23 protein-coding genes are annotated in these 24,945 nt (G+C 64.8%); 7 read left to right on the top strand and 16 right to left on the bottom strand.

Annotated features, from left to right (window positions below; all coding sequences use genetic code 11):
* Positions 1-781 precede the first annotated feature (781 nt).
* From flgF to ABQY74_RS10235, 6 genes are all read right to left on the bottom strand, one after another.
* Entirely contained in the window at positions 782-1,537 is a 756-nt protein-coding gene (gene flgF / locus ABQY74_RS10210) for a flagellar basal-body rod protein FlgF (protein ID WP_005921307.1), read from the bottom strand.
* A 145-nt stretch (positions 1,538-1,682) separates the two neighbouring features.
* Positions 1,683-2,906, bottom strand: a complete 1,224-nt coding sequence (flgE, locus tag ABQY74_RS10215) for a flagellar hook protein FlgE (RefSeq protein WP_016901724.1) — start codon at positions 2,904-2,906, stop codon at positions 1,683-1,685.
* A gap of 31 nt (positions 2,907-2,937) precedes the next feature.
* Positions 2,938-3,609, bottom strand: coding sequence for a flagellar hook capping FlgD N-terminal domain-containing protein (locus ABQY74_RS10220; protein WP_016901725.1), 672 nt, complete (start codon positions 3,607-3,609; stop codon positions 2,938-2,940).
* A 37-nt stretch (positions 3,610-3,646) separates the two neighbouring features.
* Positions 3,647-4,054, bottom strand: coding sequence for a flagellar basal body rod protein FlgC (gene flgC, locus ABQY74_RS10225; protein ID WP_005914451.1), 408 nt, complete (start codon positions 4,052-4,054; stop codon positions 3,647-3,649).
* A gap of 3 nt (positions 4,055-4,057) precedes the next feature.
* Positions 4,058-4,459, bottom strand: a complete 402-nt coding sequence (flgB, locus tag ABQY74_RS10230) for a flagellar basal body rod protein FlgB (protein ID WP_024939612.1) — start codon at positions 4,457-4,459, stop codon at positions 4,058-4,060.
* Positions 4,460-4,809: 350 nt separating this feature from the next.
* Positions 4,810-5,754: a chemotaxis protein CheV gene (locus ABQY74_RS10235; RefSeq protein WP_016901727.1), complete on the bottom strand. Its 945-nt coding sequence runs from the start codon at positions 5,752-5,754 to the stop codon at positions 4,810-4,812.
* Between the two features lie 296 nt (positions 5,755-6,050).
* Between ABQY74_RS10235 and flgA the strand changes: the two genes are divergently transcribed.
* The 4 genes from flgA to ABQY74_RS10255 all read left to right on the top strand — a co-directional run bounded on the left by flgA (position 6,051) and on the right by ABQY74_RS10255 (position 8,796).
* A complete protein-coding gene (gene flgA, locus ABQY74_RS10240; RefSeq protein WP_039527362.1) occupies positions 6,051-6,695 on the top strand; it encodes a flagellar basal body P-ring formation chaperone FlgA in 645 nt (214 codons plus the stop codon).
* 66 nt (positions 6,696-6,761) lie between these two features.
* Complete coding sequence (gene flgM / locus ABQY74_RS10245; RefSeq protein WP_016901729.1) at positions 6,762-7,073, top strand: flagellar biosynthesis anti-sigma factor FlgM; 312 nt, start codon at positions 6,762-6,764, stop codon at positions 7,071-7,073.
* Between the two features lie 15 nt (positions 7,074-7,088).
* The gene (locus ABQY74_RS10250; protein ID WP_024939614.1) at positions 7,089-7,421 is read left to right on the top strand and encodes a hypothetical protein; all 333 of its coding nucleotides are present in this window, start codon (positions 7,089-7,091) and stop codon (positions 7,419-7,421) included.
* A 148-nt stretch (positions 7,422-7,569) separates the two neighbouring features.
* Positions 7,570-8,796, top strand: coding sequence for an ATP-binding protein (locus tag ABQY74_RS10255; RefSeq protein WP_039527359.1), 1,227 nt, complete (start codon positions 7,570-7,572; stop codon positions 8,794-8,796).
* A gap of 151 nt (positions 8,797-8,947) precedes the next feature.
* On the opposite strand, the gene ABQY74_RS10260 is transcribed toward ABQY74_RS10255, so the two are convergent.
* Complete coding sequence (locus tag ABQY74_RS10260) at positions 8,948-10,669, bottom strand: EAL domain-containing protein (RefSeq protein ID WP_039521514.1); 1,722 nt, start codon at positions 10,667-10,669, stop codon at positions 8,948-8,950.
* 3 nt (positions 10,670-10,672) lie between these two features.
* Positions 10,673-12,805, bottom strand: coding sequence for a PAS domain S-box protein (locus ABQY74_RS10265; protein ID WP_080931317.1), 2,133 nt, complete (start codon positions 12,803-12,805; stop codon positions 10,673-10,675).
* Positions 12,806-12,925: 120 nt separating this feature from the next.
* Between ABQY74_RS10265 and ABQY74_RS10270 the strand changes: the two genes are divergently transcribed.
* Positions 12,926-15,712, top strand: coding sequence for an EAL domain-containing protein (locus ABQY74_RS10270; RefSeq protein ID WP_181105605.1), 2,787 nt, complete (start codon positions 12,926-12,928; stop codon positions 15,710-15,712).
* A gap of 917 nt (positions 15,713-16,629) precedes the next feature.
* Here the strand turns inward: ABQY74_RS10270 and ABQY74_RS10275 are convergent.
* The 6 genes from ABQY74_RS10275 to ABQY74_RS10300 form a co-directional block, all read right to left on the bottom strand.
* Positions 16,630-16,914: a hypothetical protein gene (locus ABQY74_RS10275; protein WP_047128680.1), complete on the bottom strand. Its 285-nt coding sequence runs from the start codon at positions 16,912-16,914 to the stop codon at positions 16,630-16,632.
* An 84-nt stretch (positions 16,915-16,998) separates the two neighbouring features.
* On the bottom strand, positions 16,999-18,276 hold the full coding sequence (locus ABQY74_RS10280; RefSeq protein ID WP_172454375.1) for a methyl-accepting chemotaxis protein: 1,278 nt from the start codon (positions 18,274-18,276) through the stop codon (positions 16,999-17,001).
* Between the two features lie 60 nt (positions 18,277-18,336).
* Positions 18,337-18,951, bottom strand: coding sequence for a high frequency lysogenization protein HflD (hflD, locus tag ABQY74_RS10285; protein ID WP_024940108.1), 615 nt, complete (start codon positions 18,949-18,951; stop codon positions 18,337-18,339).
* The gene (gene mnmA, locus ABQY74_RS10290) at positions 18,951-20,087 is read right to left on the bottom strand and encodes a tRNA 2-thiouridine(34) synthase MnmA (protein WP_024940109.1); all 1,137 of its coding nucleotides are present in this window, start codon (positions 20,085-20,087) and stop codon (positions 18,951-18,953) included. Before mnmA ends, hflD begins: the two co-directional genes overlap by 1 nt.
* Positions 20,084-20,542: an NUDIX hydrolase gene (locus ABQY74_RS10295; protein WP_349791304.1), complete on the bottom strand. Its 459-nt coding sequence runs from the start codon at positions 20,540-20,542 to the stop codon at positions 20,084-20,086. The genes mnmA and ABQY74_RS10295 overlap by 4 nt, the downstream gene beginning before the upstream one ends.
* Entirely contained in the window at positions 20,539-20,703 is a 165-nt protein-coding gene (locus tag ABQY74_RS10300; RefSeq protein WP_349791305.1) for a hypothetical protein, read from the bottom strand. The genes ABQY74_RS10295 and ABQY74_RS10300 overlap by 4 nt, the downstream gene beginning before the upstream one ends.
* A gap of 89 nt (positions 20,704-20,792) precedes the next feature.
* Between ABQY74_RS10300 and clpS the strand changes: the two genes are divergently transcribed.
* Both clpS and clpA read left to right on the top strand, forming a co-directional pair.
* Positions 20,793-21,113, top strand: a complete 321-nt coding sequence (gene clpS, locus ABQY74_RS10305) for an ATP-dependent Clp protease adapter ClpS (RefSeq protein ID WP_016901748.1) — start codon at positions 20,793-20,795, stop codon at positions 21,111-21,113.
* A gap of 142 nt (positions 21,114-21,255) precedes the next feature.
* Positions 21,256-23,538 carry an ATP-dependent Clp protease ATP-binding subunit ClpA gene (clpA, locus tag ABQY74_RS10310; RefSeq protein WP_016901749.1) on the top strand — a complete coding sequence of 761 codons (2,283 nt, stop codon included), beginning with the start codon at positions 21,256-21,258 and terminating at the stop codon, positions 23,536-23,538.
* Between the two features lie 304 nt (positions 23,539-23,842).
* Here the strand turns inward: clpA and infA are convergent, their stop codons facing one another.
* Together infA and aat are read right to left on the bottom strand one after the other, a co-directional pair.
* On the bottom strand, positions 23,843-24,061 hold the full coding sequence (infA, locus tag ABQY74_RS10315) for a translation initiation factor IF-1 (protein WP_002813418.1): 219 nt from the start codon (positions 24,059-24,061) through the stop codon (positions 23,843-23,845).
* Positions 24,062-24,141: 80 nt separating this feature from the next.
* Positions 24,142-24,891, bottom strand: a complete 750-nt coding sequence (aat, locus tag ABQY74_RS10320; protein ID WP_349791306.1) for a leucyl/phenylalanyl-tRNA--protein transferase — start codon at positions 24,889-24,891, stop codon at positions 24,142-24,144.
* Positions 24,892-24,945: the final 54 nt, after the last annotated feature.

The following is a 24,945-nucleotide window of genomic DNA, read 5'->3' on the forward strand; positions in this document are numbered from 1 at the left end:
GCTGGCGGCGGACAGGTAGCGGCTAAGCGGAAGCGGTGGAACTCTGCGCAGCAGATCAGGCGCGCTAGATCGGTCGCCGGTCAGCGATATGTGCGACGACGTGTGAACCCCTGGCGCTGCGTGCGGAAGGGTTTGGGGATTTGCCGGCTGGCATTGCGACGCCGTCAACAGGCTGGTTGGTCGAGGGCGCGGTGGCCTCACCGCTCGCGGGACACGCCGTGAACCCATCCCTGGGGGCTCGGTGGCGGCATCCATGCCGCCACACGGTCCCGCAATCGGCGAGGCCACCGCCCCAGAGAGTGAATCGGTGGTCGTGTGAAAAGCTGCTTGTTGCTCGGGTTGAATCGTGAAGCGAATCGGAAGCGATGCGATCCGAGCAACACACCGCATGCTCTGCTCGCAACCCTGCGTACCGACCATCTCGACAAGTCCTTGCCCGCCCACCGTCGCGGGACCTTACGCGGCATGGATGCCGCGTAAGAGCCTACATGGACGTACTTGCGGCGTGTCCTGCGATGGTGGGCGGGCAAGGGCCCCGCAGCCAAGTCACAAACCAGCCGCTCTGCAGCGAATGCCCAGATCAACAGCATTGCCAACCGCACACACCTGGCCGACAAACCATCGGTAGTCAGCGTCAACCGCGTACGAACCACCTGCGAGACCGCAGGAGTCGAACGACATGCCACTTCGCTCGCGAGCCACGTCCCCTAGGCGGCCGCCATCCAGGTGCTAGGCAGCGCGGCAAGCCAACCGGCGGTGCGGCAGTGGGCGCCAGTGGCGCTTAGCCGCTAACCCGCAGCAGCGAATTGGCCGACTGCGCGTTGTCGTCGCCGTTCTTGATGATCTTGACCTGCATTTCGAACTGACGCTGCAGCTGGATCATCTCCACCAGCGCGCCGGCGGCATCTACATTGCTGCCCTCCAGCATGCCGCTGTTGATGGTCTTGCCGGTGGCCACTGCAAACGCCTGCGCCGGGTCGGTGCTGGTGTTACGCATCAGCCCGTCCGGGCGCCGCGTCAAACGGTCGGCGGGGGCGTCGACCACCTTCATCTTGCCGACGATGGCCATGGTCTGCGGGCCTTCGCCCTGCGGAATGATCGAGATGCTGCCGTCGCTGCCGATCTCCATCGCCTGGTGCGGCGGGATCGTCATCGGGTTGCCGCCCTCATCCAGCACCGCATGCCCATTGGCGGTGACCAGCTGGCCATTGGCGGTGAGTGCCAGCTCGCCGTTGCGGGTGTAGGCCTCGCTGCCGTCGGGCGATTGCACCGCCAGCCAGCGGTCCTGCTGCAGCGACACGTCCAGCGGGTTGCCGGTGACTTTCTGGTGGCCCTGGCTGCGGTCGAAGCCCTGGTCCACATGCAGCGCATCGATCCGCGACGGATAGCCCTTGCCCTGGATCTTGAACGCCTCGGTATTGGCCAACGCGGCCTTGAACCCCACCGTATCGACGTTGGCGAGATTGTGCGACACGGTGCCCTGCGCCTGCAGGGAGGCGCGGGCACCGGTCATCGCAACGTAGAGAGCTTTGTCCATGAGGCACCGGGATTGGGGAGTCGGGATTCGGGATTCGTAAACGCGGGCTATTGCGACCTGGCAGAAGAGGGGGGCAGGGCCGGTATCCGCTTGACGGAGTACCGGCTCTTGCCAATCCCTAATCCCTAATCACTCATCCCAGCCGTTAACGAATATTGATGATCGTCTGCGTGACCTGATCCTGGGTCGAGATCATCTGCGAGTTGGCCTGGAAGTTGCGCTGGGCCACGATCATGTTCACCAGCTGCTCGGTCAGGTCCACCGTGGAGGATTCCAGCGAGCCGGATTCGATCTGGCCCAGGTCCGAGGTGTCCGGTGCGCCGGTGCGGGCGGCACCGGAGGTGTAGCTTTCGGCCCACATGTTGTTGCCCTGCGACTGCAGGCCCTGCGGGTTGACGAAGGTACTCAGCGCGACCTGGCCCAGCGGCTTGTCGGCGCCGTTGGAGTAGCGCGCGAACACCACGCCGCTGGTGTCGATGCTGATCTCATTGAGCTTGCCGCTGGCATAGCCGTCCTGGCGGGTATCACGCAGCGCGAAGGCTTCGCCGTACTGGGTCGAGCCGCTGACGTTGAGCTGCATGTTCAGCACGCCGGCGCCGGTGCTTGGGGTGAACGGGTCCATCGTGATGATGCCGTTGGCCGGGGTGGTCAGCGCGCCGGTATCGGAGAACTGCAGCGTGGTGGGCGCGCCGACCGCGGCACCGTCCACGTAGTTGTGCACCTGCCACTCGTTCGGGTTGGCGGTCTTGACGAAGTAGGAGGTCTGCACATGGCTGACGCCCAGCGAATCGTAGACGTTGATGCCGCCGGTGGAGTGGCTGTAGGTCTTGTCGTCGGCCGGGCTGAACGGGGTCACCGACGGGGCGGTGGCATTGCCGGGCAGGGTGAAGGCCAGGTTGACCGTGGAGGTCGACTTGGGCGGGCTGTCGGTGGTCAGCAGCTGCAGGTCCGACAGGCGGCCGACGTCGAAGCCGTTGCCGCTCGGGTTGGGGGCGAAGACCTGCAGGCGCGCGCCCTGCGGATTGATCACGTAGCCGTTGGCATCGGTCTGGAAGTTGCCGGCGCGGGTGTACATCTTGGCGCCGTTGGAGGTCACGGTGAAGAAACCCTCGCCGGAGACCGCCAAGTCCAGGCTACGCCCGGTCGGGTCGATATTGCCCTGCGAGAACTGCTGCGCCACATTGCTGACGCGCACGCCCGAACCCACCGCGTTGCGCGACAGGCCGTAGCTGGTGCTCTGGAACATGTCGGCAAACTCGGCACGCGATTCCTTGAAACCGGTCGTGTTGACGTTGGCGATGTTGTTGGAGGTGACGTTCAGATCGGCATTGGCTGCGTTGATGCCGGACAACGAGGTATTGAAAGCCATGGATGAGGTCCTTTAAGTGTCGGTTGCCGGCTCAGCTGACGCGGAGCACGTTGGCGAGCGGGGAAGTGCCTAGCCCGGTCAGGTTGAGATACAGGCCGTCCGAGCCGATCGTGACGCTGTCCACCGGCGCGTCGACATAGGTGGACAACTTGCTTTTGGAACCGGCGGTGTCGGTCTGGGTGGCGGTCACGCCGTACTTGCCGGCGGCCATGCGGTTGCCGTTGGCATCGGTGCCGTCCCAGGCAAACGACACTTCACCGGCGGCGCTGGCCGGCACGCTGAGCTGTTTGACGAAGGCGCCGTTGGCATCGGTGATTTCGAAATTGACGGTGCCGGCCGAGGTCGCGGCGACCACGCCCTTGGCCGAATTGGTGGCATCGATGGCGAGCTGTGCGGAGGGCACCAGCACGTTGTGCCCGACCAGCGAGGCGCCCTTGAGCACCTGATCGCTGCTCTGCGCTGCCGAGAAGCTGCTGACCTTGGTATTGAGGTCGCCGATGCCCTGCACGGTGGAGAACTGCGCCAACTGGCCCAGAAACGCGCTGTTTTCCATCGGCTTGAGCGGGTCCTGGTGCTGCAGCTGCTCGGTCATCAACTTGAGGAAGTCGGCCTGGCCGAGCGATTCCTCCTTCTTCTTGGTCGCCGTGGCGCTGCTGGAGGTCAGCCCGAGGCTGGTGTAGAGGTCACTACCGATCGTGCTCATGTGAAAGGTTCCGTAAGGGAAGGGTCAGCTAGGAGGGTCAGCGACCCATGGTCAGGGTGGCGAGCGCCAGTTCCTTGGCGGTGTTGAGCATTTCCACGCCGGCCTGGTAATTGCGCGAGGCCGAGATCATGTTGACCATCTGCGAGACCGGGTCCACGTCCGGCGAGAACACGTAGCCATCGGCATCGGCCAGCGGATGGCCGGGCTCGTAGCGACGGATCGGTGGCGCGTTGGTGGTGGTGATCTCCTTGACGTTCACCGAGGTCAGGCTGGGGTCCTGGCGACTTTGCTGGGCCTGGAAGATCGGCTCGATCGGCTTGTAGGTCGCCTCGGCCGAGCCAGCGACGGAGTCGGCATTGGCCAGGTTGGAGGCGATGGTGCTCAGGCGGACCGACTGCGCGTGCAGCGCCGAGCCGGCCACATCGAAGATGGGTAGATTGCTCATGACTTATTGGCCGGTGATCGCGGTGAGCATCGAGCGCACCTTGGATTCGAGGAAGCTCAGCGAGGCGCGGTATTCCAGCGCGGCGCGGCCGTAGGCAGCACGTTCGGCATCGGGATCGACGGTATTGCCGTCCAGGCTGGGCTGGTCGGATTCGCGGGTGATCTGGAACGGGTTGAGCCCGGCACTGCTGCCGATCTCGTAATGCTTGGCGTCGGTGGTCTGCAGCAGGGTGCCGTCGCGCACGCCTTCGGCCGATTTGAGCGCCGCCTCGAAATTCAGATCCTTTGCCTTGTAGCCAGGGGTGTCCACATTGCTCAGATTGCTGGCAATGAGCTTCATGCGCTGCTCGCGCAGCGGCAGAGCATCGCCGTGGATGCCTAGAAAGGACGAGATGGAATTGGACACGGTGCTCTCCCGCGAAGTGTTACCAGGGAGAAAGCAATGTTTGTGCCAATCGAGGTGGTGCGGGCCGCGGAACGCGCAGAGTGATCGGCGCTGCCGACGAACGGCAGGTTGGCCGTCCCGGGAACGCGATGGACTTCGTATCCGTCGCGGCGTTGCTTCAATCAGGCACGCCAGGCCGGAAGGTTCGGCACTAACCGAGGCGCAGTCCGGCCACGTCCGGCGTCAGCGGATATCACTTTAAAAGCGGGTTGATGCACACCGCCCCAACTTCAATGTTGCCGGGCTCCTGGAAGCCCGGCGTGGCGCCTTGTCGCTGCCGTCGGCTCCGACCCGGCAGCCGCCTGGCCTGCTCAGGCCGCTTCGGCGACCACTTTCAGGCGCGCCAGCACGTAGTCGGCCAATTCGTGGGCACTGTACTTGGCCACGAAGGCATTGGCACCCACCTGTTCGACCATGGCGTTGTTGAACACGCCCGACAGCGAGGTGTGCAACAGCACGTACAGGCCTTGCAGGCCCGGCGTGCGCCGGATTTCCGTCGTCAGCGTATAGCCGTCCATGGCCGGCATTTCGATGTCGGAGATGACCATCGCATAGCGGTCGGCCGGATTCTCGCCTGATGCAGCCACCTGCAAGAGGTGGTCCAGCGCCTGGCGGCCGTCGGACAACAAGGTTGCCGAGACGCCGAGCTGGTCGAGCACGCTGCGGATCTGCTGACGCGCCACGCGCGAGTCGTCCACCACCAGTACCTGGAACTGCCGGTCGTAGGCGACCAGCTGCAGCGAGGGATCCAGCTGCACGTCCTTGCTGACCTTGGCGATGTCGGCGAGCACGCTTTCCACGTCGATGACCTGGATCAACTCGCCCTGGAACCGCGTCACCGCCGTCAAATAAGTGGCTTCGGCGCCCAGTTCCGGCGGCGGGTGAATATCTTCCACCGCAATATTGACGATGCGCTCCACGCCGCTGACCAGAAAGCCCTGGACCGAGCGGTTGAATTCGGCCACCACCAGGTAGCCGGGGCCGTTTTCCGAGTGCGCGTCGCGCTCCGGGTGGCCGATCGCCAGGCCCAGGTCCAGCACCGGCACCGAGCGCCCGCGCACGTCGGCCACGCCGGCGAACTCGGTCGGCAGGCCGGGCACCTGGAACAGCTCCGGGCGGCGCAGCACCTCCTGCACCTTGAACACGTTGACGCCAAAAAGCTGGCGCCCGCCCAGCCGGAACAGCAGCAGGGCCAGTCGGTTGTGGCCAGCCAGACGCGTGCGCTGGTCGATGCGGTTGAGCAGATCGTGGGTCATGGGGCAGATATCGACAGCGCCCCTGGAAAACTTGAGTGGTTTTAAGTTTGGTGTGGGGCGCTGTCGGGAATCGGGAGTAGGGAATGGGGAATCGCAAAAGCGGAGGGCTTTTTGCAGCAAGCCCGAGGCGAAGGATCCTGCTGTGACGTACCTACGGTGTCACTAAGCAAATCGCACATCAGCAACGAAGACCTATCAAGGCTCAGCCCCCGACCGATTCCCCATTCCCGATTCCCGATTCAAAAACAGGCACGCCTCTTGCACTGTCTGTTCCGTCTCCCTCCGGATCTGGTCCCATGCGCCTGCTCCTGCTTGTCATCTTGTTGGCTGCCGCTCCGGCCTGGGCCCAGAGCTATCAGTCTGTCGATTCCATCCGCGCTGCGGCGCTGGCCACCGTTGGTCCGGATGCCGAGGCCGAGGCCACGCTCGATCCGGGCTTGCGCATGCCGGCCTGTCCGATCGCGCTGCAGGCGCAGCCGACTGGCACCAATACGGTGGAAGTGGCCTGCCCGCAACCGGCCGGCTGGCGCCTGTTCGTGCCGCTGAAGGTGCGCCGCAACCAGGATGTATTGGTGCTGCGCCGCGGCATCAGCGCTGGAGAAGTCATTTCGCTGGCCGATATCAGTATCGAGAAGCGTGATGCGGCGCGCATCGTCGGTGCGGTGCTGGCCGATCCGGTGGCGGCGGTGGGCAAGACCGCCCGGCGCATCCTGCCGGCCGGCTCGCTGCTGTCGGCCAACGATCTGGTCACGCAGCGGCTGGTCCGGCGCGGCGACACCGTGCCGCTGGTGTCGCGCAATGGCGGTCTGGAGGTGCGTATGAGCGGTCGCGCACTGTCCGATGCCGGCGAGAACGAGCGGGTTTCGGTGGAAAATTCCTCTTCGCGCCGGGTGGTGCAGGGGATCGTCGAAGCGAGCGGGACCGTTGTGGTGTCCAGATAGAAAATCGCTATAAAGTTTTTTTTTGGCATGCCGTTATCCCCTACGACCTGTAGAGGAGTTCCCGACATGAGCCAGAAAATCGAAGGCAATCTACCGACCGCTGCAACCCTTCGCACCGCGGCCACGAGCAGCAAGATCGCTTCGGCCGGTGAAGATCGCGCGTCCCCGATCGCCGCATTGCCGCCGACCGACAGCGTCAAGCTGACCGGTGAGGCGACCAACCTGCAGAACCTGCAGCGCACGCTGTCGCAGTCCTCAGCGATCGACACCGGTCGCGTCCAGGCAGTAAAGGATGCGTTGCAGAACGGCAGCTACTCCATCAACCCGGATGCCATCGCCAGCCGCATGATGGATCTGAATCAGCAACTGGCGGGCTAATCCCCGACCCAAAGGATGAACGTGAACGAGTTCCTGCAACGTCTCAGCGATGCGCTGGCCGGCGAACGCCAGGCATTACTCGAGAACGACATCGATGGGTTGATGCGCCATACGCAGGACAAGCTGTCGGCACTGCGCGCGCTGGAAGCGGCAATGCCCCAGGGCGAAGAAGAGCGGCTGCGCGAACTGGCCGAAGCCAATCGCGCCAACGGCGCGCTGCTGGCACGCCGGCGCCGCGAAGTGAACTGGGCACTGCGTCACCTGGGCCGCACCGAGAGTGCGCCGTCCTACGACGCCAAGGGCCAATCGAGCGTGCTGCGCGGCGGTCGTTCGCTGGCAGTGGCCTGAAGTACCGTAGCGTGCCCGAGCGCACGCAGGCTGGACGAGGCAAGTGATACAGCTTTGAGCTGCCCGGCGTGCAAGAGCGTGGCCCCGCGCAATACGAGGCCTGGGCGGTTCGGCGTATATTGAAGCGTCCTCTACGCCGCCCTGTCCCGTGACTGCCAAGTTTTTTCTCAATCAAACCCTGTTACCGTCCTCGACCATGCTGCGCGCCTTTGGCGACCAGATGCTCGAGGGCGTGCTGCTGTTCCGCGCCGACGGACAGCTGATCCTGGCCAACGCCATCGCCCGCCAGAGCCTGTGCAAGGAAGATCCTGCCGACGACCGCAATCTCGGCGAGCGGATCTCGCAGGTGCTGCCGTCGGATGCGCTCAATCAGGCGCGCAGCAAGGGCAGCTGGACCGGCAGCCTGCCGGTGGCCGATCGCGTGGTCATCGCGCATCTGTACTACAACGAGGAGCAGGGCGTCGGGCACTTCCTGGCGCTGTTCCACAACATCGAAGGCCAGCAGGACTACGAGCGCGAGCTGCAGCAGCGCCATGCCGAACTGCGCCAGGCCTACCTGCGTCTGAACGGCGCGCAGGACAAGCTGCTGCAGTCGGAAAAGATGGCCTCCATCGGCCAGCTGGCCGCCGGCGTGGCGCACGAAATCAACAATCCGATCGGTTACGTGCACTCCAATCTCGGCAGCCTGCAGGAATACCTGCGCAGCCTGTTCACGCTGATCGAAGCCTATGAGCGCGCACTGCAGGCGCCGGATCCGAAGGCGCTGATTCCGGAGATCGACGAGATCCGCAATCGCGCCGACATCGACTTCATCAGCCGCGACCTGCCGCAGCTGATGGCCGAATCGCGCGAAGGCATCGAGCGGGTCACCCGCATCGTGCGCGACCTGAAGGACTTCTCGTACTCGGACCGTTCCGAGTCGTGGAAGATGGTCGACCTGCATGCCGGTCTCGAATCCACGATCAACATCATCTGGAACGAGCTCAAGTACAAGGTCACGCTGGAGCGCAATTACGCCGAGCTGCCGTTGGTGGAATGCCTGCCGTCCGAGCTCAACCAGGTCTACATGAACATGCTGCTCAACGCCGGCCAGGCGATCGTCGAGCGTGGCACGATCACCGTCACCACCGGCCGCGACGAGACCGAGAATGTCTGGATCCAGTTCCAGGACAGCGGCGCCGGCATCGCCCCGGACCTGCTGCAACGCATCTTCGACCCGTTCTTCACCACCAAACCGGTCGGCAGCGGCACCGGCCTGGGCCTGTCGATCTCCTACGGCATCATCAACAAGCACCACGGCCGCATCGACGTCGAAAGCGTCCCGGGGCAGGGCGCCAGTTTCCGGATCGTGCTACCGGTGCGGCAGCCGCGGTAGCGCTGGCGCGCTGGGAATCGGGAATAGGGAGTGGGGAATCGGTAGAGCGGGTTTGCTTGTGATTTGCGCTTGACGCGCAAATTGAAAATCTCGGGAACATGCAGGGCCAGTGCACTGCTTTCCCGATTCCCGATTCCCGATTCCCGAATCCCTATTCCCTGCCGTTACGCAGCTCATCATGCGTGCGAAATGCCTGACGAATGTGCTCGCGCAGCTCGTCGTCGTTCCAGGGCTTGGTCAGGAAGCGGTAGATTGCGCCGCGGTTGATCGCTTCGGTGACCGTGGCCAGGTCGGTGTAGCCGGACAGCACCAGGCGCACGGTATCTGGGTAGAGCATCTTGACCCGGCCCAGGAACTCGGTGCCGCTCATGTCGCTCATGCGCTGGTCCGACAGGATCACCTGCACGTCGTTGGTGGCGAGCAGGTCGAAGGCGTCGCGCACGTTGCCGGCGGCCAGGATGCGGTAGCCATCGCGGCGGAACAGGCGCACCAGCGAGCGCAGCACGTTTTCTTCGTCGTCCAGCAGCAGCAGCGTGCGGTCGGGGCGGCTTTCGGCGAACGATTCCGGGCGCAGGTAGCGGCGGCGTAGCGCCATGCCGGCCGACTCGGCCGACATCGGCTCGCCAAAAAGATAGCCCTGGAAGATGTCGCAATCGTTGCGCCGCAAAAAGCCCAGTTGCGCCTGCGATTCCACGCCGTTGGCGATCACTGTCATGCCGAGCTGGTGGCCCATCGCGATGATCGCGCGCGCAATCGCCGCCTCGCGGCTGCCGGCCGGCGCGCTCTTGATGAAGCTGCGATCGATCTTCAGCCGGTCCACCGGATAGCGCACCAGCGCGCTCAGGCTGGAATCGCCGGTACCGAAGTTGTCCAGGCTCAGGCTGATGCCTTCGTTGCGCAGGTTGGCCATCGTCTCGTGGACGAAGTTGACGTTGTTGGTCAACGCGCTTTCATTGATCTCCAGCGTGACGAACTGCGCCGGCACGCCGGCGGTCTGCAGCATCGCCATCACTTCATTAAAGAAACCCGGGCGCAACAGCTGCAGCGTGGACACGTTGACCGCGATGCTGAAATCGTCGAAGCCCTGGTCGCGCCATAGCCGCGCCTGGCGCACCGCGTTCTGCAGCACCCATTCGCCGATCTGCACGATCACCCCCAGGCGCTCGGCGGTGCGCATGAAGCGCTCCGGCACCAGCATGCCCAGGGTGGGCGACTGCCAGCGCAGCAGCGCTTCCATGCCGACGATGCGGCCGTCGCGTGCGCTCACCAGCGGCTGGTAGCGCAGGCGCAGTTCGCCATGCGGGATCGCGTCGACGATCTGCCGCGCAATGATGCTTTCGCTATGCGCATTGGTGGTCGAGTTGCGCGTGTACAGCCGCACCGTATTGCCGCCTTCGCGTGCGGCCTGGTAGCTGGCTTCTTCGGCGTAGTCGAGCAGGATCGACAGCGAGGTCGAGTGTTCCGGGCACAGGCTGATGCCGACCTTGCCGGTCATGAACAAGGTGTACGGCAGCACCGACAGCGGCAGTTCCAGCTGCTGGCGGATCTCTTCGGCAAAATCCTCCGGCAACGGGGTGTCTTCGCGACGCACCGCCACCACCACCATTTCATCGCTGCCGTGACGCCACAACTTGCCGCGCGCGCCAAGAAAATCCTGCAGCCGGCGCGCCACCAGCGTCAGCGCCTGATCGCCGACTTCGGCGCTCATGTTCTCGTTGATCGAGGCGAAGTGATCGATATCGATGTGGAACACCATCAACGGCGGGCCGCCGGATGCGGCAGCGTCCACCAGATGCAGCAGTTCGGGATTACCCGCGCCCAGGCGGGTGGGTTTGACGATTTCCAGTCCGGGCGGGATTACGGGGCTCCACATGACTTAACGTCCACCATCGTCGTGGACGGGCTCGCCGACCGGGTGATAGGGCAGGCGCAACGTCACGCGCGTGCCTGCTCCGGGTGCTGATTCTATCGCGAGCGCGCCGCCGACGGTTTGCGCACGCTCACGCATCACGATCAGCCCGAGCCCACGCGGGCCTTCCGGTTCGAAGCCATCGCCGTCATCGCTGACTTCCAGGCGGAAGCTTTCGCTGTCGATCGAGTACAGCCGCATGTGCACTTCGCCGGCGCAGGCGTGGCGCAGCGCGTTGGTCAGGCTTTCCTGCGCAATCCGGAAACACGCCTGCTCGATCTCGTTGCCCGGGCGCACGTCCAGTGCCTGGATATCAAGCTCCAGCCGCACCGGCGATGCGCGAAACAGCATCGAGGCCTGCCAGCGCAGCGCCGCCTCCAAGCCCAGCGCATCCAGCTGCGGCGGACGCAACAGCATCGACAGGTTACGCAGCTTGGTCACGGTGCTGTCGGCCAGCGACACCACTTCCAGCAGGTCTTCGCGGCGCGCGTCAGGATCGGGCTCGTCCAGCGCCGCATGCGCGGACAGCTTCATTGCCGTTATGGCCTGGCCGATGTCGTCGTGCAGATCGCGCGAGATCGCGCGGCGTTCGTCTTCCTGCAGCGAGAACAGGCGCTTGGCCATCGCCTGCAACTCGGCATTGCTCTCGGCCAGCGCATCGCGCATGCGTTCGGGTTCGCTCAGGTCGCGTACCACCAGCAACTTGCAGCTGCGCCCGCCGTAGCGGATATCGCCGGCCGACAGGCCGGCATAGAAGGTGCTGCCATCGCGACGGCGCATCGCCCGTGCGCTGGATACCGGCTCGTTGCGATCGCTGCCCGCACGCAGGTACTCGCGCACCACCGGCAGGTCGCTGTCGCCGACCAGGGTCTGCAGCGGCTCGCCCAGGATGGTTTCGCCCTGGAAACCGAATTGCACAGAACCGGCGGCATTGGCATACATCACGTGCTCGTCGGCCAGGATCAGCACGCCATCGGGCAGCACCCTGACCAGCTCGCGGAACTGCTCCTCGCGCTCGCGCAGCAAGCGGCGCGACTGCTCGCGCTCGCTGACGTCCTGCAGCGTGCCATGGATATGCCGGGCGCCGTTCGGGTTGGTGACGCTTTCTGCGCGCAGATGCACGGTGCGCGGCTGCGAATCGCCGCCGGTCAGCGGCAGCAGCACGTCGATCTGCACGTCGCCACCGGTGCACATGTCCTCGATCATGCGCTCGATCCGCGCCTGGGTGGCGGTGTCCGAGGCGGTCAACAATTCTTCCAGCCGATGTTCGCGCCGATGCATCGGCACGCTGCGGCCGAGCAGGCGGTACACCGCCGGCGAGTAGCGCCCCAATCCGGTCGCGCGATCCAACTGCCATGAGCCAAGCCGCGCGATGCTTTGCGCTTCTTCCAGCCGCTGCAGCGCCTCGTCGCGCAGATGCTGCGCCTGGCGTTCCTCGCTGCGGTCCACGGTGACCACCAGGCGGGCAGGGCCGCTGGCCAGATGCAGCTGGTTGCTGCGGATCTCGACATGGCGCGGGCCGCTGCGGGTCAGCAGATCCTCGTGCAGGGTGCAGGTGGCGTCGCCCTTGGCGCGGATCTGGGCGATGATTTCCTCCAGGCGCGCGCCGTCGGCGTTGGGCCAGATCGCCTGCAGCGTCTGCTGCAGAAATTCGTCGCGCTCCCAGCCGAAGAATTCCAGCGCTGCCGGGTTGGCATCCAGGATGCGCAGCGTGGCCAGGTCGTAGATCAGCGCCGGGCTGGGCAGGGCCAGGAACTTGGCCTGCAGCACCGCCTCCGATTGCGCCAGTTGCGCGTGCTCTTCCACGATCAGCGCCACGAAACGGCGCAGCACCAGGTGGATCACCACGCTCGACACCAGCAGGAAGCTGGCGTCAGACCAGCGCTCCGGCATGGCGGCGCCGGCCAGGTGCAGCAGCCGGTTGCCCAGCAGCAGCCAGATCACGCCGACCAGCAAATACAGCCCGGTCAGGGTCCACAGACCTTGTTGCAGGCGCTCGGCGAGGCGAAGACGGGACACGGGAGCGGACGAAAACGCGGGCGCGGCGACAGGATGAGGCATGGGTCCGCGGACGACCTTTGGTGCTGGCGATGCAACCATCTTAGCCGCAACTCGTCCCGGTTCGGTCGGGCCCGAAACACGCGCCTCAACTAATCCAGGAAACGGCCGTTATCCATTGCGACTCCGAAGGCCGGGGTCGATTCTTCGGAGTGTTCCAGAGTGGACTCAGGCGTCATTGCAAGCATGCTGCAGCACCCGCTGACCTCGGCGGTGGTGTTGTTGGATGCGCATGGCCAGCCTCTGGCGGCCAACCGCGTTGCGCAATCGCTGGGATTGCCGTCCACCCTTGGCGCCTATGCCGAAGTCCTGGAAAGCAGTCGCGTCCAGGTGGCCAATAGCGGCGGCATGGCCGCCTGCGTGCTGCCGGGTACCGGTGGCGGGCGTCTGGAAGGCTGGCTGCGCGCGGTCAGCGACGAACACGGCCAGGTCATGGCCTTCACTCTGAGCATTCCCGAGCCGATGGGCGCCGACGGTACCAGCCGCTGGGAAATGGGCCTGGACAGCGCCGATCACGGACTGTGGGACTGGGACATTCCAGCCGATGTGGTCTACCGCTCCGAGCGCTGGACCCGCATGCTCGGTTATTCCGAGCAGCCGCTACCGAACAATCTCACCGCGTTGTCCGGGCTGATCCATCCCGACGACCACGCGCTGGTCAGTGCTGCCGTGCAGGCGCACCTGGACGGGCGCACCGATACCTATACGGCCGAATTCCGTCTGCGTCAGCACGACGGCCAGTGGCGCTGGATCCTGGATCGCGGCCGCGTGGTGTCGCGGACCGCCGACGGCCGCCCGCTGCGCATGGTCGGCACGCATACCGATGTGCACCACCACAAGTTGCTCGAGCAGCAGCTGCGCGAGCAGCAGGCCCAGCTCGAAGAGGCCCAGCGCATCGCCAGCATGGGCAGCTGGAGCTGGGACACGCTCAAGGACACGCTGTGGGTGTCGCCGGATTTCCTGCAACAGCTCGGCGTGACCCAGCAGCGCCTGCAGGGCATTCGCGACATCCTGCGCCTGCTGGGCCGGCCGTCGGTTGCGCATTTGCGCAGCGCCTGGCGCAAGATCAAGCACGAAGGCCTGCCGGTGCATTTCGAGCTGGAAATCAATGGGCTTGGCGACGTCAATCCGCATCACCTGCGGGTCTGGGCGCAGCCGGTGTTCGATGGCAACGGCAGCATGGTGCGTTTGCTCGGCCAGTTGCAGAACGTCACCGAGCAGCGCCAGACCGATGCATTGATCCGCTGGCGCACCGAGCTGCTCAACCGCGTGTCTGCGCTGGGCAAGATCGGCGGCTGCGAGATCGAGGTCGACACCCGGCGCATGCAGTGGACCGAGGAGTGCTACCGCATTCACGGCCTGCGCAAGGAAAACATCACCCTGGAGCAGGCGCTGTCGCTGTACACGCAGGACTCGCGCGACGCTTTCGAGGCGGCGCTGCTGCGTATCTCCGACGGCGGCCTGCCCGAACAGCTGGAGCTGTGTTTCTACCGCAACTCCGGCCAGCGGATCTGGGTACAGGTGCTGATCGAGCTGGACCGTCGCGAAGGCCTGCCGCCGCGTTTCGTCGCCTTGTTCCGCGACGTCACCCGCGAACGCGAAGCCAACGAGCGCATCGAGCTGCTGGCCCACTACGATCGCCTGACCGGTCTGCCCAACCGCTTCCTGCTGCGCGAGCAGGCAGAGAACGCGATCCGCGAAGCGCACGAGCGCGGCCAGGTACTGGCGATGCTGCTGATCGATCTGGATGGCTTCAAGAGCATCAACGATTCGTTCGGTCACGCCACCGGCGACAATCTGCTCAAGCTGGCCTCCGCACGCCTGCACCAGCATCTGCGCAACAGCGACCTGTTCGGCCGCTTTAGCGACGACGAATTCATCGTGCTGCTGCGCGATCTCTCCGAGCCGGAAGACGCCGGCCACGTAGCGCGCAAGCTGATCAGCGCGCTCGGCGAGCCGCTGCGCAAGGACCACGTCACCCTCAAGCTCGGTGCCAGCATCGGCATCGCGCTGCAGGGCGAGGGCCTGTCGGATTTCGACAGCCTGCTGCGCGCCGCCGATGCGGCGATGTATGCAGCCAAGGAATCGGGCCGCAACACCTTCCATTACTACAGCCAGGACGTGCTGATGCGTGCACAGCGCCGCCTGGAGCTGGAACACGCGCTGCAAGGTGCGCTGGAACGCGAAGAATTCACCCTGGTCTATCAGCCGCTGGTCAACACGGTGGGTGAATCCTCGCCGGCGATCGAAGCGCTGATGCGCTGGAATCGCCCCGGCCATGGCCAGTGCAGCCCGGTCGAGTTCATTCCGATTGCCGAGGAGTGTGGCGAGATCGTGCGCCTGGGCGAATGGGTGATCGGCGAGGCCTGCCGTCAGGCCGTGGTCTGGGACCGCGCCGGGCTCAATTTCAGCCGCATCGCGGTCAATGTCTCTGCGGTGCAGTTGCGCGAGCGCGGCTTTGCCGAGCGCGTACTGGAAATTTGCCGCGACAACGGCTGGTCGCCATCGCGCCTGGAACTGGAATTGACCGAATCGGCCTTGATCCGCGATTCCGACTCGCTGCGCCGCTGTTTCGAGTTGTTCGAACAGAATGGTGTGCTGTTGGCGGTGGACGACTTCGGTACCGGTTTCTCCAACCTGCATTACCTCAACCGCTTCCCGGTGCAGCGTCTGAAAATCGACCGCAGCTTCGTGCAAGGCATGCTCGACGACGCCAACACCGCAGAAGTGACCCAGGCCATCGTGCATCTGGGCCACGCGCTGGGCATGCAGGTGGTCGCCGAAGGCGTGGAAACGGTGCAGGAAGACGCATTGCTGCGCCAGCAGGGCTGCGACGAAATCCAGGGCTACTTCTACTCGCGGCCGCTGTCGCCGCGCGACATGGCGCAGTGGCTGCGTGAAGCCGAAGCCGGCATGCGCCTCGGCGCGCGCCTGGTCATCGCGAGCTGACGCAAGCTGTCGCAGCGCCCGGCGTCGCCCGCCCGGCTATTGAAATGCGCCGGTCAAAAGCTCAGTGAGTCGAGGACGCGATGCCCTCACCACTTGCGGGACACGCCGTGAATCCGTCCATGGAGGCTCCTTGGCGGCATCCATGCCGCCAAGGGTCCCGCAACCGGCAAGGGTTGCGCACCAGAGAGTTCGTCGGCTGCTTTATTAAAAGCTTGTCCGTTGCTCGGCTTGGGCTAGGAGCATGGAAAGCTTGCAGGCTGCATTTTGAATGCTTTTCTGCTGCTCAATTTGCGACGGGGATCTGATCGTCTATACGGCGATCCATGCAATTCACGTCAAGCGTCGCTTGCACCACACACACCGATTATCTCGACTGGTCCTTGTCCGCCCACCGTCGCGGGACCTTACGCGGCATGGATGCCGCGTAAGAGCCTACACGGACGTACTTGCGGCGTGTCCTGCGATGGTGGGCGGACAAGGGCCCTGCAGCCAACCTGCAAAGCCAGGCGATCCACACCTGATCCATCACACGCCTGACGACCGAAAAGGTACACGTCGCAATTCAGAGCGGAAGCTACGTCGTGCCGGTGCAGCCCGCTCACCATCGCGGGACCTTGTGCGGCATGGATTCCGCTCAAGAGACCTCAGGAACGGATTCAAGGCGTGACCAGCGACGGTAGGCAAGTAAGGACCCCGCAACCAGGCCGCAGATCATCCGATCGACGTGTGTGTTATGTCGTGGAAGTACTCGAGCAGACGGGCAGGGGGAGATTTCACCCTGGTGCTGCAATCGCACGGCATTGCGTGTTCGGCGCCACGCCGGGTGGCACGGCCTGATGCACAAACGCCACAAGTAGGGCAGTGAATACAGCCAGCGGGGCGCCTGCCGAGGCACGCCCCGCTGCCGCACAAAAACCTCAGCGTCCGGATACGTCGACTGCGGCGCCATCCAGACCCAGATCCCAGGCCACGGTCGCGAACAGCAGTTCTTCTTCGCTGCAGCTGCGGCGGGGGTGCTGCATTGCCTGCACTTCCGCACGGGCGGCACGCTCCAGCCGTTCCAGCGCGGCCGGCATGCGCACGCTGCGCAGCGCGGGCCGGGCAGCGTCGCTTTGCGCAATGCGCTGGGCGTGTGCAGCCGCCAACGCGGCTGATTCCAGCACGGCCGTGGGTGCATCGGTGGGCGGGGCGAGGAGCGTCATCAGCGGAATACCAGGTTGTTGCGGAACGACAAATCCCCGGGAGGCCGGGGAATGTCGGAAATCAGACAGTGCGTGGCATCGGTCTTAGAACAGCTCGACCGTACCGGCGCCCATGCCTTGCTGCGCCACCGGCTTGTGCGGCGGGCGCTCCCATTCCACACGCATGTCGCGCAGGCGGTTGGACACCTTGGCCAGCGCGGCGACCAGATCGCTGTCGTACACGCCGCCATTGCGATGCAGCAGTTCCTGCAGTGCCACCGCTTCGCGGTTGATCGCGGTGAGGCGATCGAGGTGGGTGTGGATACCGCTCAGCGTCTGCGTGGCGATGTCCTCGAACTGCAGGGCACGCACCGCTTCGGCCACGCTACCGTCGATGGAGCGCGCGCATTCGGAAATTTCGCGCATGCCGTCGCCCAGCGAGGCGTTGATCTGCGCGACGTTCTCCAGCATCGCCGCCGATTCGTGGCGGGCTTCGCGGGAGCGATCCATGTGACGCGAGGCCAGCTGCGAGACCGTTTCACGCACCTTGGCGATCGATTCCTTGGAGCTGTGCGCCAGCTTGCGGATCTGTTCGTTGAAGGTGGTGGAACGCTCGGACAGGTTGCGCACCTCGTCGGCGACCACCGCGAAGCCGCGACCGGCTTCACCGGCACGGGCTGCTTCGATGGCGGCATTCAAGGCCAGCAGGTTGGTCTGGTCGGCGATCGACTTAACGTCTTCCAGCAGCGCGAAGATGCCATCCAGATGCTGCGCCATCTCATCGATGTGATGCACGGTGTTGGTGCTTTGGCCGCTCACTTGTTCCAGCGCTTCCACCAGTTGCTCCATGCGGGAGCTGGCGTGCTGGGCGAAGCGGGCGACGTCAACACCGGCGCTGCCGTCGTCACCGGCACGGTCGACGATGCGGGCCAATGCCTGGCTTTGCTGGCGCGACTTGCGGTTCATCGCTTCGAAGCTGCCACCAAGACCGGACACGGCCTGGCGGATCAGTTCGCGGGCACGCTCGACTTCCGAGCGCGAACCGTCGACTTCGTTGCTGACGAACGTACGCAGTTCGTTGAGCAGTTGGTCCTGCTCGCGCAGGATGCGGGTCTGGTCCGGATTACGCCGGAACTGGGAGTAGGTCACCCAGGCAGCGAAACCGAGCCAGCTGAGCGTCATGGTCGCCAGGATCGCCCAGCGCACCGAAGCGGGCCAGTCGAATCCGACAGCGAAGGGAAACAGCAAGGTCAGGGCCAAAGGGGCGGCCAGACGGATAAGTGGACGTGAATACATGGGCGTTCTCGGCAGAGTCACGGTTGCTGTATCGGCCGTACCCCCTTTGTCTTTAGCGACGATCGCCACATCGTCTCGCCCGTTCAAGCTTTGTTGACACGCGCCAGCGACCGCCAGCGCGTGTAGCACACCGGAATCGTCAGTGCTTTAGCGCAGCGCGCGGTCCACCGCTTCGATCATTGCGCGCTTGGCAAACAGGAAATCCCACAGGCTGCCACCCATCTGCCGCCACAACACGGCCGAGCGGACCGCGGCCAGCAGCAGCGCGCGGATTTCCGCAACCACGCCGGCCTGGCCCAGGTAATGCGGATTGCCCTGCACCATGACCTTGGGACGCAGGTGGCTGATGGTCTGCGCATACAGCCCGCCCAGCGAACTCAGCACGTCAGGGTGGCCGCTGTCGCCCAGGCTGTGTGCCTGCCGCGCCGCTGCCTCGATGCCATTGGAGACCGTGGCGACGGTGGCGGTGTCGCGCACGAAGCGGCGCTCCAGCTGCAGCACTGCCAGCGCCAGCCGCGGCAGGACCTCGTCCTGGCCCTGGTTGTGGAAATAGTTGTGCAGCAGCCGCAGCCCTGGCGCCAGGTCCGCTGGCGAGCCGTACACGGCCTCCGGCGAGGACGCATCCACCCGGAACACGCTGTCCATGGCGGTACGCACCGTCGCAGCCTCCGAATGCCCGGTTTCGGCGATCCGCCGCACCTGTTGCAGGGCCTGGGCGACGCCGGCAAGCGCCAGCACGCGGTGATCCATGGAAGAACTCATCAAGCCACTACCTCAGGTGAAAAAGAAGATCCCGCCAGTTGGCGTTCCAGCGGCGCATCGGTGGCGGCGATGACCGCGCCGCCCAGGCATTCCTCGCCGTCGTACAGCACCAGCGACTGCCCGGGCGTCACCGCCCGCTGCGGCCGCTCGAAACGTACCTGCACGCTGCCATCGTCCTGCACCTCCACCGTGCACGGCTCGTCGGGCTGCCGGTAACGCGTCTGTGCGGTGCAGCCGAAGCTGCGCGCCGGCGGCGCCCCGGTGACCCAATGGGCCTGCTCGGACTGCAGCCAGCGCGATTGCAGCAGCGGGCTGTCGCGGTCCTGGTCCACATACAGCACGTTGCTTGCCACATCCTTACCGACCACGTACCACGGCGCGGCGGCACGCCCACGCACGCCACCGATGTTCAGGCCTTCGCGCTGACCCAGGGTGAAATAGAACACCCCCGGATGCTCGGCGATGCGCTGCCCCTGCGGGTCGCGGATCTCGCCGCTGCGCGCGGGCAGGTAACGGCCCAGAAACTCGCGGAAATCGCGTTCGCCGATGAAGCAGATGCCGGTGGAATCCTTCTTGGCATGGGTCGGCAGACCGGCGTCCTGGGCGACCCGGCGCAGCGTGCTTTTTTCCATATCGCCGATCGGAAACAGCGTCGCGGCCAGTTGCGTCTGTCCCAGCTGATGCAGGAAGTAGCTCTGGTCCTTGCTGCGGTCGGCGCCGCGCAGCAGGCGCCAGCGCCCGCCGCTGTGCGCCACCCGCGCATAGTGGCCGGTGGCGATGCGCTCGGCGCCCAGCGCCTGGGCCGCATCCAGAAAATGCTTGAACTTGACCTCGCGGTTGCACAGCACGTCCGGGTTCGGCGTGCGCCCGGCCGCGTATTCGGCCAGGAAGTGCTCGAACACGCCGCTCCAGTATTCGCCGGAAAAATCGCGGAAATGGAACGGGATGCCCAGTACCCCGCACACCGCCACCGCATCGCGGCGGTCATCCTCGGCGCGGCAATCGCCGCTGCCGTCGTCGGCCCAGTTCTGCATGAACAGCCCTGCGATCGACTCGCCCTGCTGGGCCAGCCGCCAGGCCGCCACCGACGAATCCACACCGCCGGAGACCCCCACAACGATCCGCGGCGTACTCATGCGACGTGCCGCACCAAGGCCAGGGGATGGCGCTGGCCGGCCAGATAGTCGGCCACCACTTCCCACACCAGCGGGCTGCGCAGGCGCTCGGTCGCGCTGCGCAATTCGTTCGGCGTCATCCACAACGCGCGCACCACGCCGGTATCCAGGCTGCGCTCGGGATGGTGGGTCACCGCCTCGGCCACAAACGCGAACCGCAGGAAGCACTGGCCAGTCGGGGCGACCCACTGATAGGTGCCGATGAAGTGGGTCAGGCGGACATCCCAGCCGGTCTCTTCCAGCGTCTCGCGCACCGCCGCATCGAGCAGGCTCTCGTCAGGTTCCAGATGCCCGGCAGGCTGGTTCAGCAACAGCTTGCCGCCGATGGTCTCTTCGACCTGCAGGAAGCGCCCGTCGCGCACCACCACGGTGGCCACGGTGACATCCGGATGCCAGCGTTGGTCGGAGGCGCTCATCGCTGCGGGTCCTGCGTGATCGGGGCCGCGCTCGCGCTAGCGGCGAACCGTACGGTTTGAAGCCGGGTCAAGCGGCGCTGCAACCCGGCAAGGTGCACGGAGTTGGACAAGTCGGCAATGAACGACGGCGCCAGCAACAGCGCGGTCAGGGAATCGGTCATCAAGGGCCAGCCATGGAATCGGAGACAAATTGTGCGGGGCGCGGCGTAAATCGTCCAATGCGCGCGGCGATGAACCGTATAATGCCCGGATGCCTCGTAAGACCTCACACGAACACGATCACGGCCTCACCGTCGAAGCCAGCAAGCCTGAAGTGGCGCCACCGCCGCGCTATCAGGTGCTTTTGCTGAACGACGACTACACCCCGATGGACTTCGTGGTGACGGTGCTGCAGCAGTTTTTCAACCTCGATCTGGAGCGGGCCACGCAGGTCATGCTGCATGTCCATACCCGTGGACGCGGCGTTTGCGGGGTCTACAGCCGCGAAGTCGCCGAGTCCAAGGTGGCGCAGGTCAACGAATTCTCGCGCATGAACCAGCACCCGCTGCTGTGCACGATGGAACAGACCTGAGGCGTCAATCCGATCATTCCAGCAGCGCAACACTGTGGCTGCAATCACATGCTAACGCCGTCTGAACATGCCTATCCGATAGGGTTGTGGTAAATCCCAACAAAAGCCGCATATTGTTGGCAACAGCCGTTCGGAGTTACCAATGTTCAGCAAAGACCTAGAGCAAACCATCGGCCAGTGCTACAAGCGAGCACGCGAGGCGCGTCATGAGTTCATGACCGTTGAGCACCTGCTGCTCTCGCTGCTGGACAACCCGTCCGCCCAGGCCGTCCTCAAGGCCTGCGGTGCCGACCAGGTGCGTTTGCACAACGATCTGGAGCAGGCGATCGAGGCCTCGGTCTCGCGCCTGGCCGAAGACGATGGCCGCGACACCCAGCCCACCCTGGGCTTCCAGCGTGTGCTGCAGCGTGCGGTCTATCACGTGCAATCCTCGGGCAAGAAGGAAGTCACCGGCGCCAACGTGCTGGTCGCGATCTTCGGCGAGAAGGATTCGCACGCGGTGTACTTCCTGAACCAGCAGGACATCACCCGTCTGGATATCGTCAACTACCTCTCCCATGGCATCGCCAAGCTGGGTGAAGACGGCGAGCAGCCGTCCGCCTCCGATGGCGAGCCCAAGAGCGAGGGCGGGGAGGGCGAGGCCAAAGGCGATGCGCTGGCCGAGTTCGCCACCAATCTCAACGAGCAGGCCCGCAACGGCAAGATCGACCCGTTGGTCGGCCGTGGCGACGAAATCGAGCGCACCATCCAGGTGCTGTGCCGCCGCCGCAAGAACAACCCGCTGTACGTGGGCGAGGCCGGCGTGGGCAAGACCGCGATCGCCGAAGGTCTGGCCAAGCGCATCGTCGACAACGACGTGCCGGAGGTACTGGCCGATGCAGTGATCTTCTCGCTGGACCTGGGCGCGCTGGTGGCCGGCACCAAGTACCGTGGCGACTTCGAAAAGCGCCTCAAGGGCGTGCTGGCGGCGCTGAAGAAGGTGCCCAACGCGGTGCTGTTCATCGACGAGATCCACACCATCATCGGTGCGGGTTCTGCGTCGGGCGGCACCATGGATGCGTCCAATCTGATCAAGCCGGCGCTGTCGTCTGGCGAGCTGCGCTGCATCGGCTCGACCACGTTCCAGGAATACCGCGGCATCTTCGAAAAGGACCGTGCACTGGCACGTCGCTTCCAGAAGATCGACATCGTCGAGCCGACCGTGGGCGAGACCTTCGAGATCCTGCAGGGCCTCAAGCCCAAGTACGAAGCGCACCACGGCGTGACCTATGCCGATGACGCACTGCAGGCGGCCGTGGACCTGTCGGTCAAGCACATCGGTGACCGCCTGCTGCCGGACAAGGCGATCGATGTGATCGACGAGGCCGGTGCGCGTCAGCGTCTGCTGCCGGAAGGCAAGCGCAAGGAGCTGATCGACATCGAGGAGATCGAGACCATCGTCGCCAAGATGGCGCGGATTCCGGCCAAGCAGGTCAGCGCGACCGACAAGGACGTGCTGCAGCATCTGGAGCGCAATCTGAAGATGGTGATCTTCGGGCAGAACCCGGCGATCGAGACGCTGGCCGGCTCGATCAAGCTGGCGCGCTCGGGTCTGGCCAATCCGGAAAAGCCGATCGGCAACTTCCTGTTCGCCGGCCCCACCGGCGTCGGCAAGACCGAGGTCACCAAGCAGCTTGCGCTGCAGCTGGGGATCGAGCTGGTGCGCTTCGATATGTCCGAGTACATGGAAGCGCATTCGATCAGCCGTCTGATCGGTGCGCCTCCGGGCTATGTGGGCTTTGATCAGGGCGGCTTGCTGACCGAGAAAATCGTCAAGACACCGCACTGCGTGCTGCTGCTGGACGAGGTGGAGAAGGCGCATCCGGACATCTTCAACATTCTGTTGCAGGTCATGGATCGCGGCATCCTCACCGACACCAACGGGCGCGAGGCGAACTTCAAGAACGTGATCCTGGTGATGACGACCAATGCCGGTGCTACCCAGGCGTCGCGGCGGTCGATCGGCTTCACCAAGCAGGATCACTCCACCGATGCGATGGAGTCGATCCGTCGCGGGTTCACACCCGAGTTCCGCAACCGCCTGGATGCGATCGTGCAGTTCCAGCCGTTGGGCTTCGACCACATCCTGCGAGTGGTGGACAAGTTCATCATCGAGCTGGAAATGCTGTTGCAGGAAAAGCACGTCTCGCTGTCGGCCACCCCGACTGCGCGCGACTGGCTGGCCCAGCACGGCTTCGATCCGCTGATGGGTGCGCGTCCGATGTCGCGCGTGATCCAGGAGAAGATCAAGCGCCCACTGGCCGATGAATTGTTGTTCGGCAAGCTGGTGGAAGGCGGCCGGGTCAATATCGACGTCAAGGATGGCGAGCTGGTGGTGGAGGCGCACCCGGAACCGGAGCGTCTGCTGCCGGCAACGGTCGACTGATCGCCTTGCGGTCCTGAAACAAAAGAACCGCTCGAAAGAGCGGTTTTTTTATGCCCTCAGAACGTGTGGTCCGAGTGAGGGGCGCGTAGAAGCCAAGCGGCGGTCGCGGCTCGCGAGGAGCAGCGACAGCGCGCCGCCAAACCTTGGTCAATGCGGCAACCGAGGCGCAAGCGCCGGAGGTAAGGTGCAAGCGAAGGGCAGAAGCAAGCCGACACCGCCCGATCCCCGTTGCCAATCAAATACGCAAATCTCGGCCACGACAAAAAGCGGCCATTGGCCGCCTCGCGTCTCACACCAGAACCGCTTACTTCATGCGGTAGGTAATACGACCCTTGGTCAGGTCGTAGGGAGTCATCTCAACTTTGACCCGGTCGCCGGTCAGGATGCGGATGTAGTTCTTGCGCATGCGGCCGGAGATATGGGCGATGATTTCATGCCCGTTTTCCAGCTTGACCCGGAACGTGGTGTTGGGGAGCGTCTCGCTGACGCTGCCTTCGAATTCAATGGAGTCGTCTTTCGACATGTAATCCTGTGCAATCACGGCTGGCCCGGGAGGGCCGTAAGGGACAGCATTTTACGCCCCATCTCCCCGCGGTGCAAATTTTATGTTAAGCGGACTTCAGCGAGCGTGCTGGCAGGCCGCTCGCCGTAGCGCTCGGACCAACTGCCCGGCGGCGCAACCTGGCCGACCTGCAGCCGTACCTGCTGCAGGAATTCTGTACGTGGCAGGCGTTGCGCGCCCAGGCGCATCAGGTGCGGATTCTCCACCTGCGCGTCGAGCAATGGCCAGCCGCGGGAGTGCAGATGCGCGGCCAGCGCCGCCAGTGCCACCTTGGAGCCGCCGCTGTCGGCACTGAACATGCTCTCGCCGAAGAACATCTGGCCGATCGCCACGCCGTAGATGCCGCCGACCAGGCGCGTGCCATCGAACACCTCCAGCGAATGCGCATGGCCCAATCGATGCAGTTCGATGTACGCCTGCTGCATCGGCGTGGTGATCCAGGTGCCATCCTGGCCGGCACGCGGAATCGACGCGCAGGCATCGATCACCTGCGCGAAGGCGGTATCGGCGCGCACGATCCAGTGGCTGCAGCGCAGCTGGCGACGGAAGCGCGAGGACAGGCGCACGCCATCGGTGCGAAACACCGTGCGTGGGTCCGGGCTCCACCACAGGATCGGCTGGCCTTCCGAGAACCACGGGAACACGCCACTGGCATAGGCGTTGAGCAGGCGCTGCGGCGACAGGTCGCCACCGATGGCGAGCAGGCCGTCCGGCTCGCGCAACGCGGAATCGGCCGGCGGAAACGGTGCGGCCGGATCGGCCGCCAGCAGGTAGGGAAGGGCGCGGGACATGCGCGCAGTGTAGAGCGTGTCGCACATGCTGCACCCAGGGCAACGACCATCGCC

This window comes from Xanthomonas sp. WHRI 7064 (assembly GCF_040202355.2).
In the GTDB taxonomy this organism is placed as follows: Bacteria; Pseudomonadota; Gammaproteobacteria; order Xanthomonadales; family Xanthomonadaceae; genus Xanthomonas; species Xanthomonas arboricola.

Bases quoted from the DNA above. Each gene is read 5' to 3' on its own strand.
- flgF (WP_005921307.1), bottom strand. From the start codon at position 1,537: ATGGACAAAGCTCTCTACGTTGCGATGACCGGTGCCCGCGCCTCCCTG.
- flgE (WP_016901724.1), bottom strand. From the start codon at position 2,906: ATGGCTTTCAATACCTCGTTGTCCGGCATCAACGCAGCCAATGCCGAT.
- ABQY74_RS10220 (WP_016901725.1), bottom strand. From the start codon at position 3,609: ATGAGCACGATCGGTAGTGACCTCTACACCAGCCTCGGGCTGACCTCC.
- flgC (WP_005914451.1), bottom strand. From the start codon at position 4,054: ATGAGCAATCTACCCATCTTCGATGTGGCCGGCTCGGCGCTGCACGCG.
- ABQY74_RS10235 (WP_016901727.1), bottom strand. From the start codon at position 5,754: ATGACCCACGATCTGCTCAACCGCATCGACCAGCGCACGCGTCTGGCT.
- flgA (WP_039527362.1), top strand. From the start codon at position 6,051: ATGCGCCTGCTCCTGCTTGTCATCTTGTTGGCTGCCGCTCCGGCCTGG.
- flgM (WP_016901729.1), top strand. From the start codon at position 6,762: ATGAGCCAGAAAATCGAAGGCAATCTACCGACCGCTGCAACCCTTCGC.
- ABQY74_RS10250 (WP_024939614.1), top strand. From the start codon at position 7,089: ATGAACGTGAACGAGTTCCTGCAACGTCTCAGCGATGCGCTGGCCGGC.
- ABQY74_RS10260 (WP_039521514.1), bottom strand. From the start codon at position 10,669: ATGTGGAGCCCCGTAATCCCGCCCGGACTGGAAATCGTCAAACCCACC.
- ABQY74_RS10265 (WP_080931317.1), bottom strand. From the start codon at position 12,805: ATGGTTGCATCGCCAGCACCAAAGGTCGTCCGCGGACCCATGCCTCAT.
- ABQY74_RS10275 (WP_047128680.1), bottom strand. From the start codon at position 16,914: ATGACGCTCCTCGCCCCGCCCACCGATGCACCCACGGCCGTGCTGGAA.
- hflD (WP_024940108.1), bottom strand. From the start codon at position 18,951: ATGAGTTCTTCCATGGATCACCGCGTGCTGGCGCTTGCCGGCGTCGCC.
- mnmA (WP_024940109.1), bottom strand. From the start codon at position 20,087: ATGAGTACGCCGCGGATCGTTGTGGGGGTCTCCGGCGGTGTGGATTCG.
- ABQY74_RS10295 (WP_349791304.1), bottom strand. From the start codon at position 20,542: ATGAGCGCCTCCGACCAACGCTGGCATCCGGATGTCACCGTGGCCACC.
- ABQY74_RS10300 (WP_349791305.1), bottom strand. From the start codon at position 20,703: ATGACCGATTCCCTGACCGCGCTGTTGCTGGCGCCGTCGTTCATTGCC.
- clpS (WP_016901748.1), top strand. From the start codon at position 20,793: ATGCCTCGTAAGACCTCACACGAACACGATCACGGCCTCACCGTCGAA.
- clpA (WP_016901749.1), top strand. From the start codon at position 21,256: ATGTTCAGCAAAGACCTAGAGCAAACCATCGGCCAGTGCTACAAGCGA.
- infA (WP_002813418.1), bottom strand. From the start codon at position 24,061: ATGTCGAAAGACGACTCCATTGAATTCGAAGGCAGCGTCAGCGAGACG.
- aat (WP_349791306.1), bottom strand. From the start codon at position 24,891: ATGTCCCGCGCCCTTCCCTACCTGCTGGCGGCCGATCCGGCCGCACCG.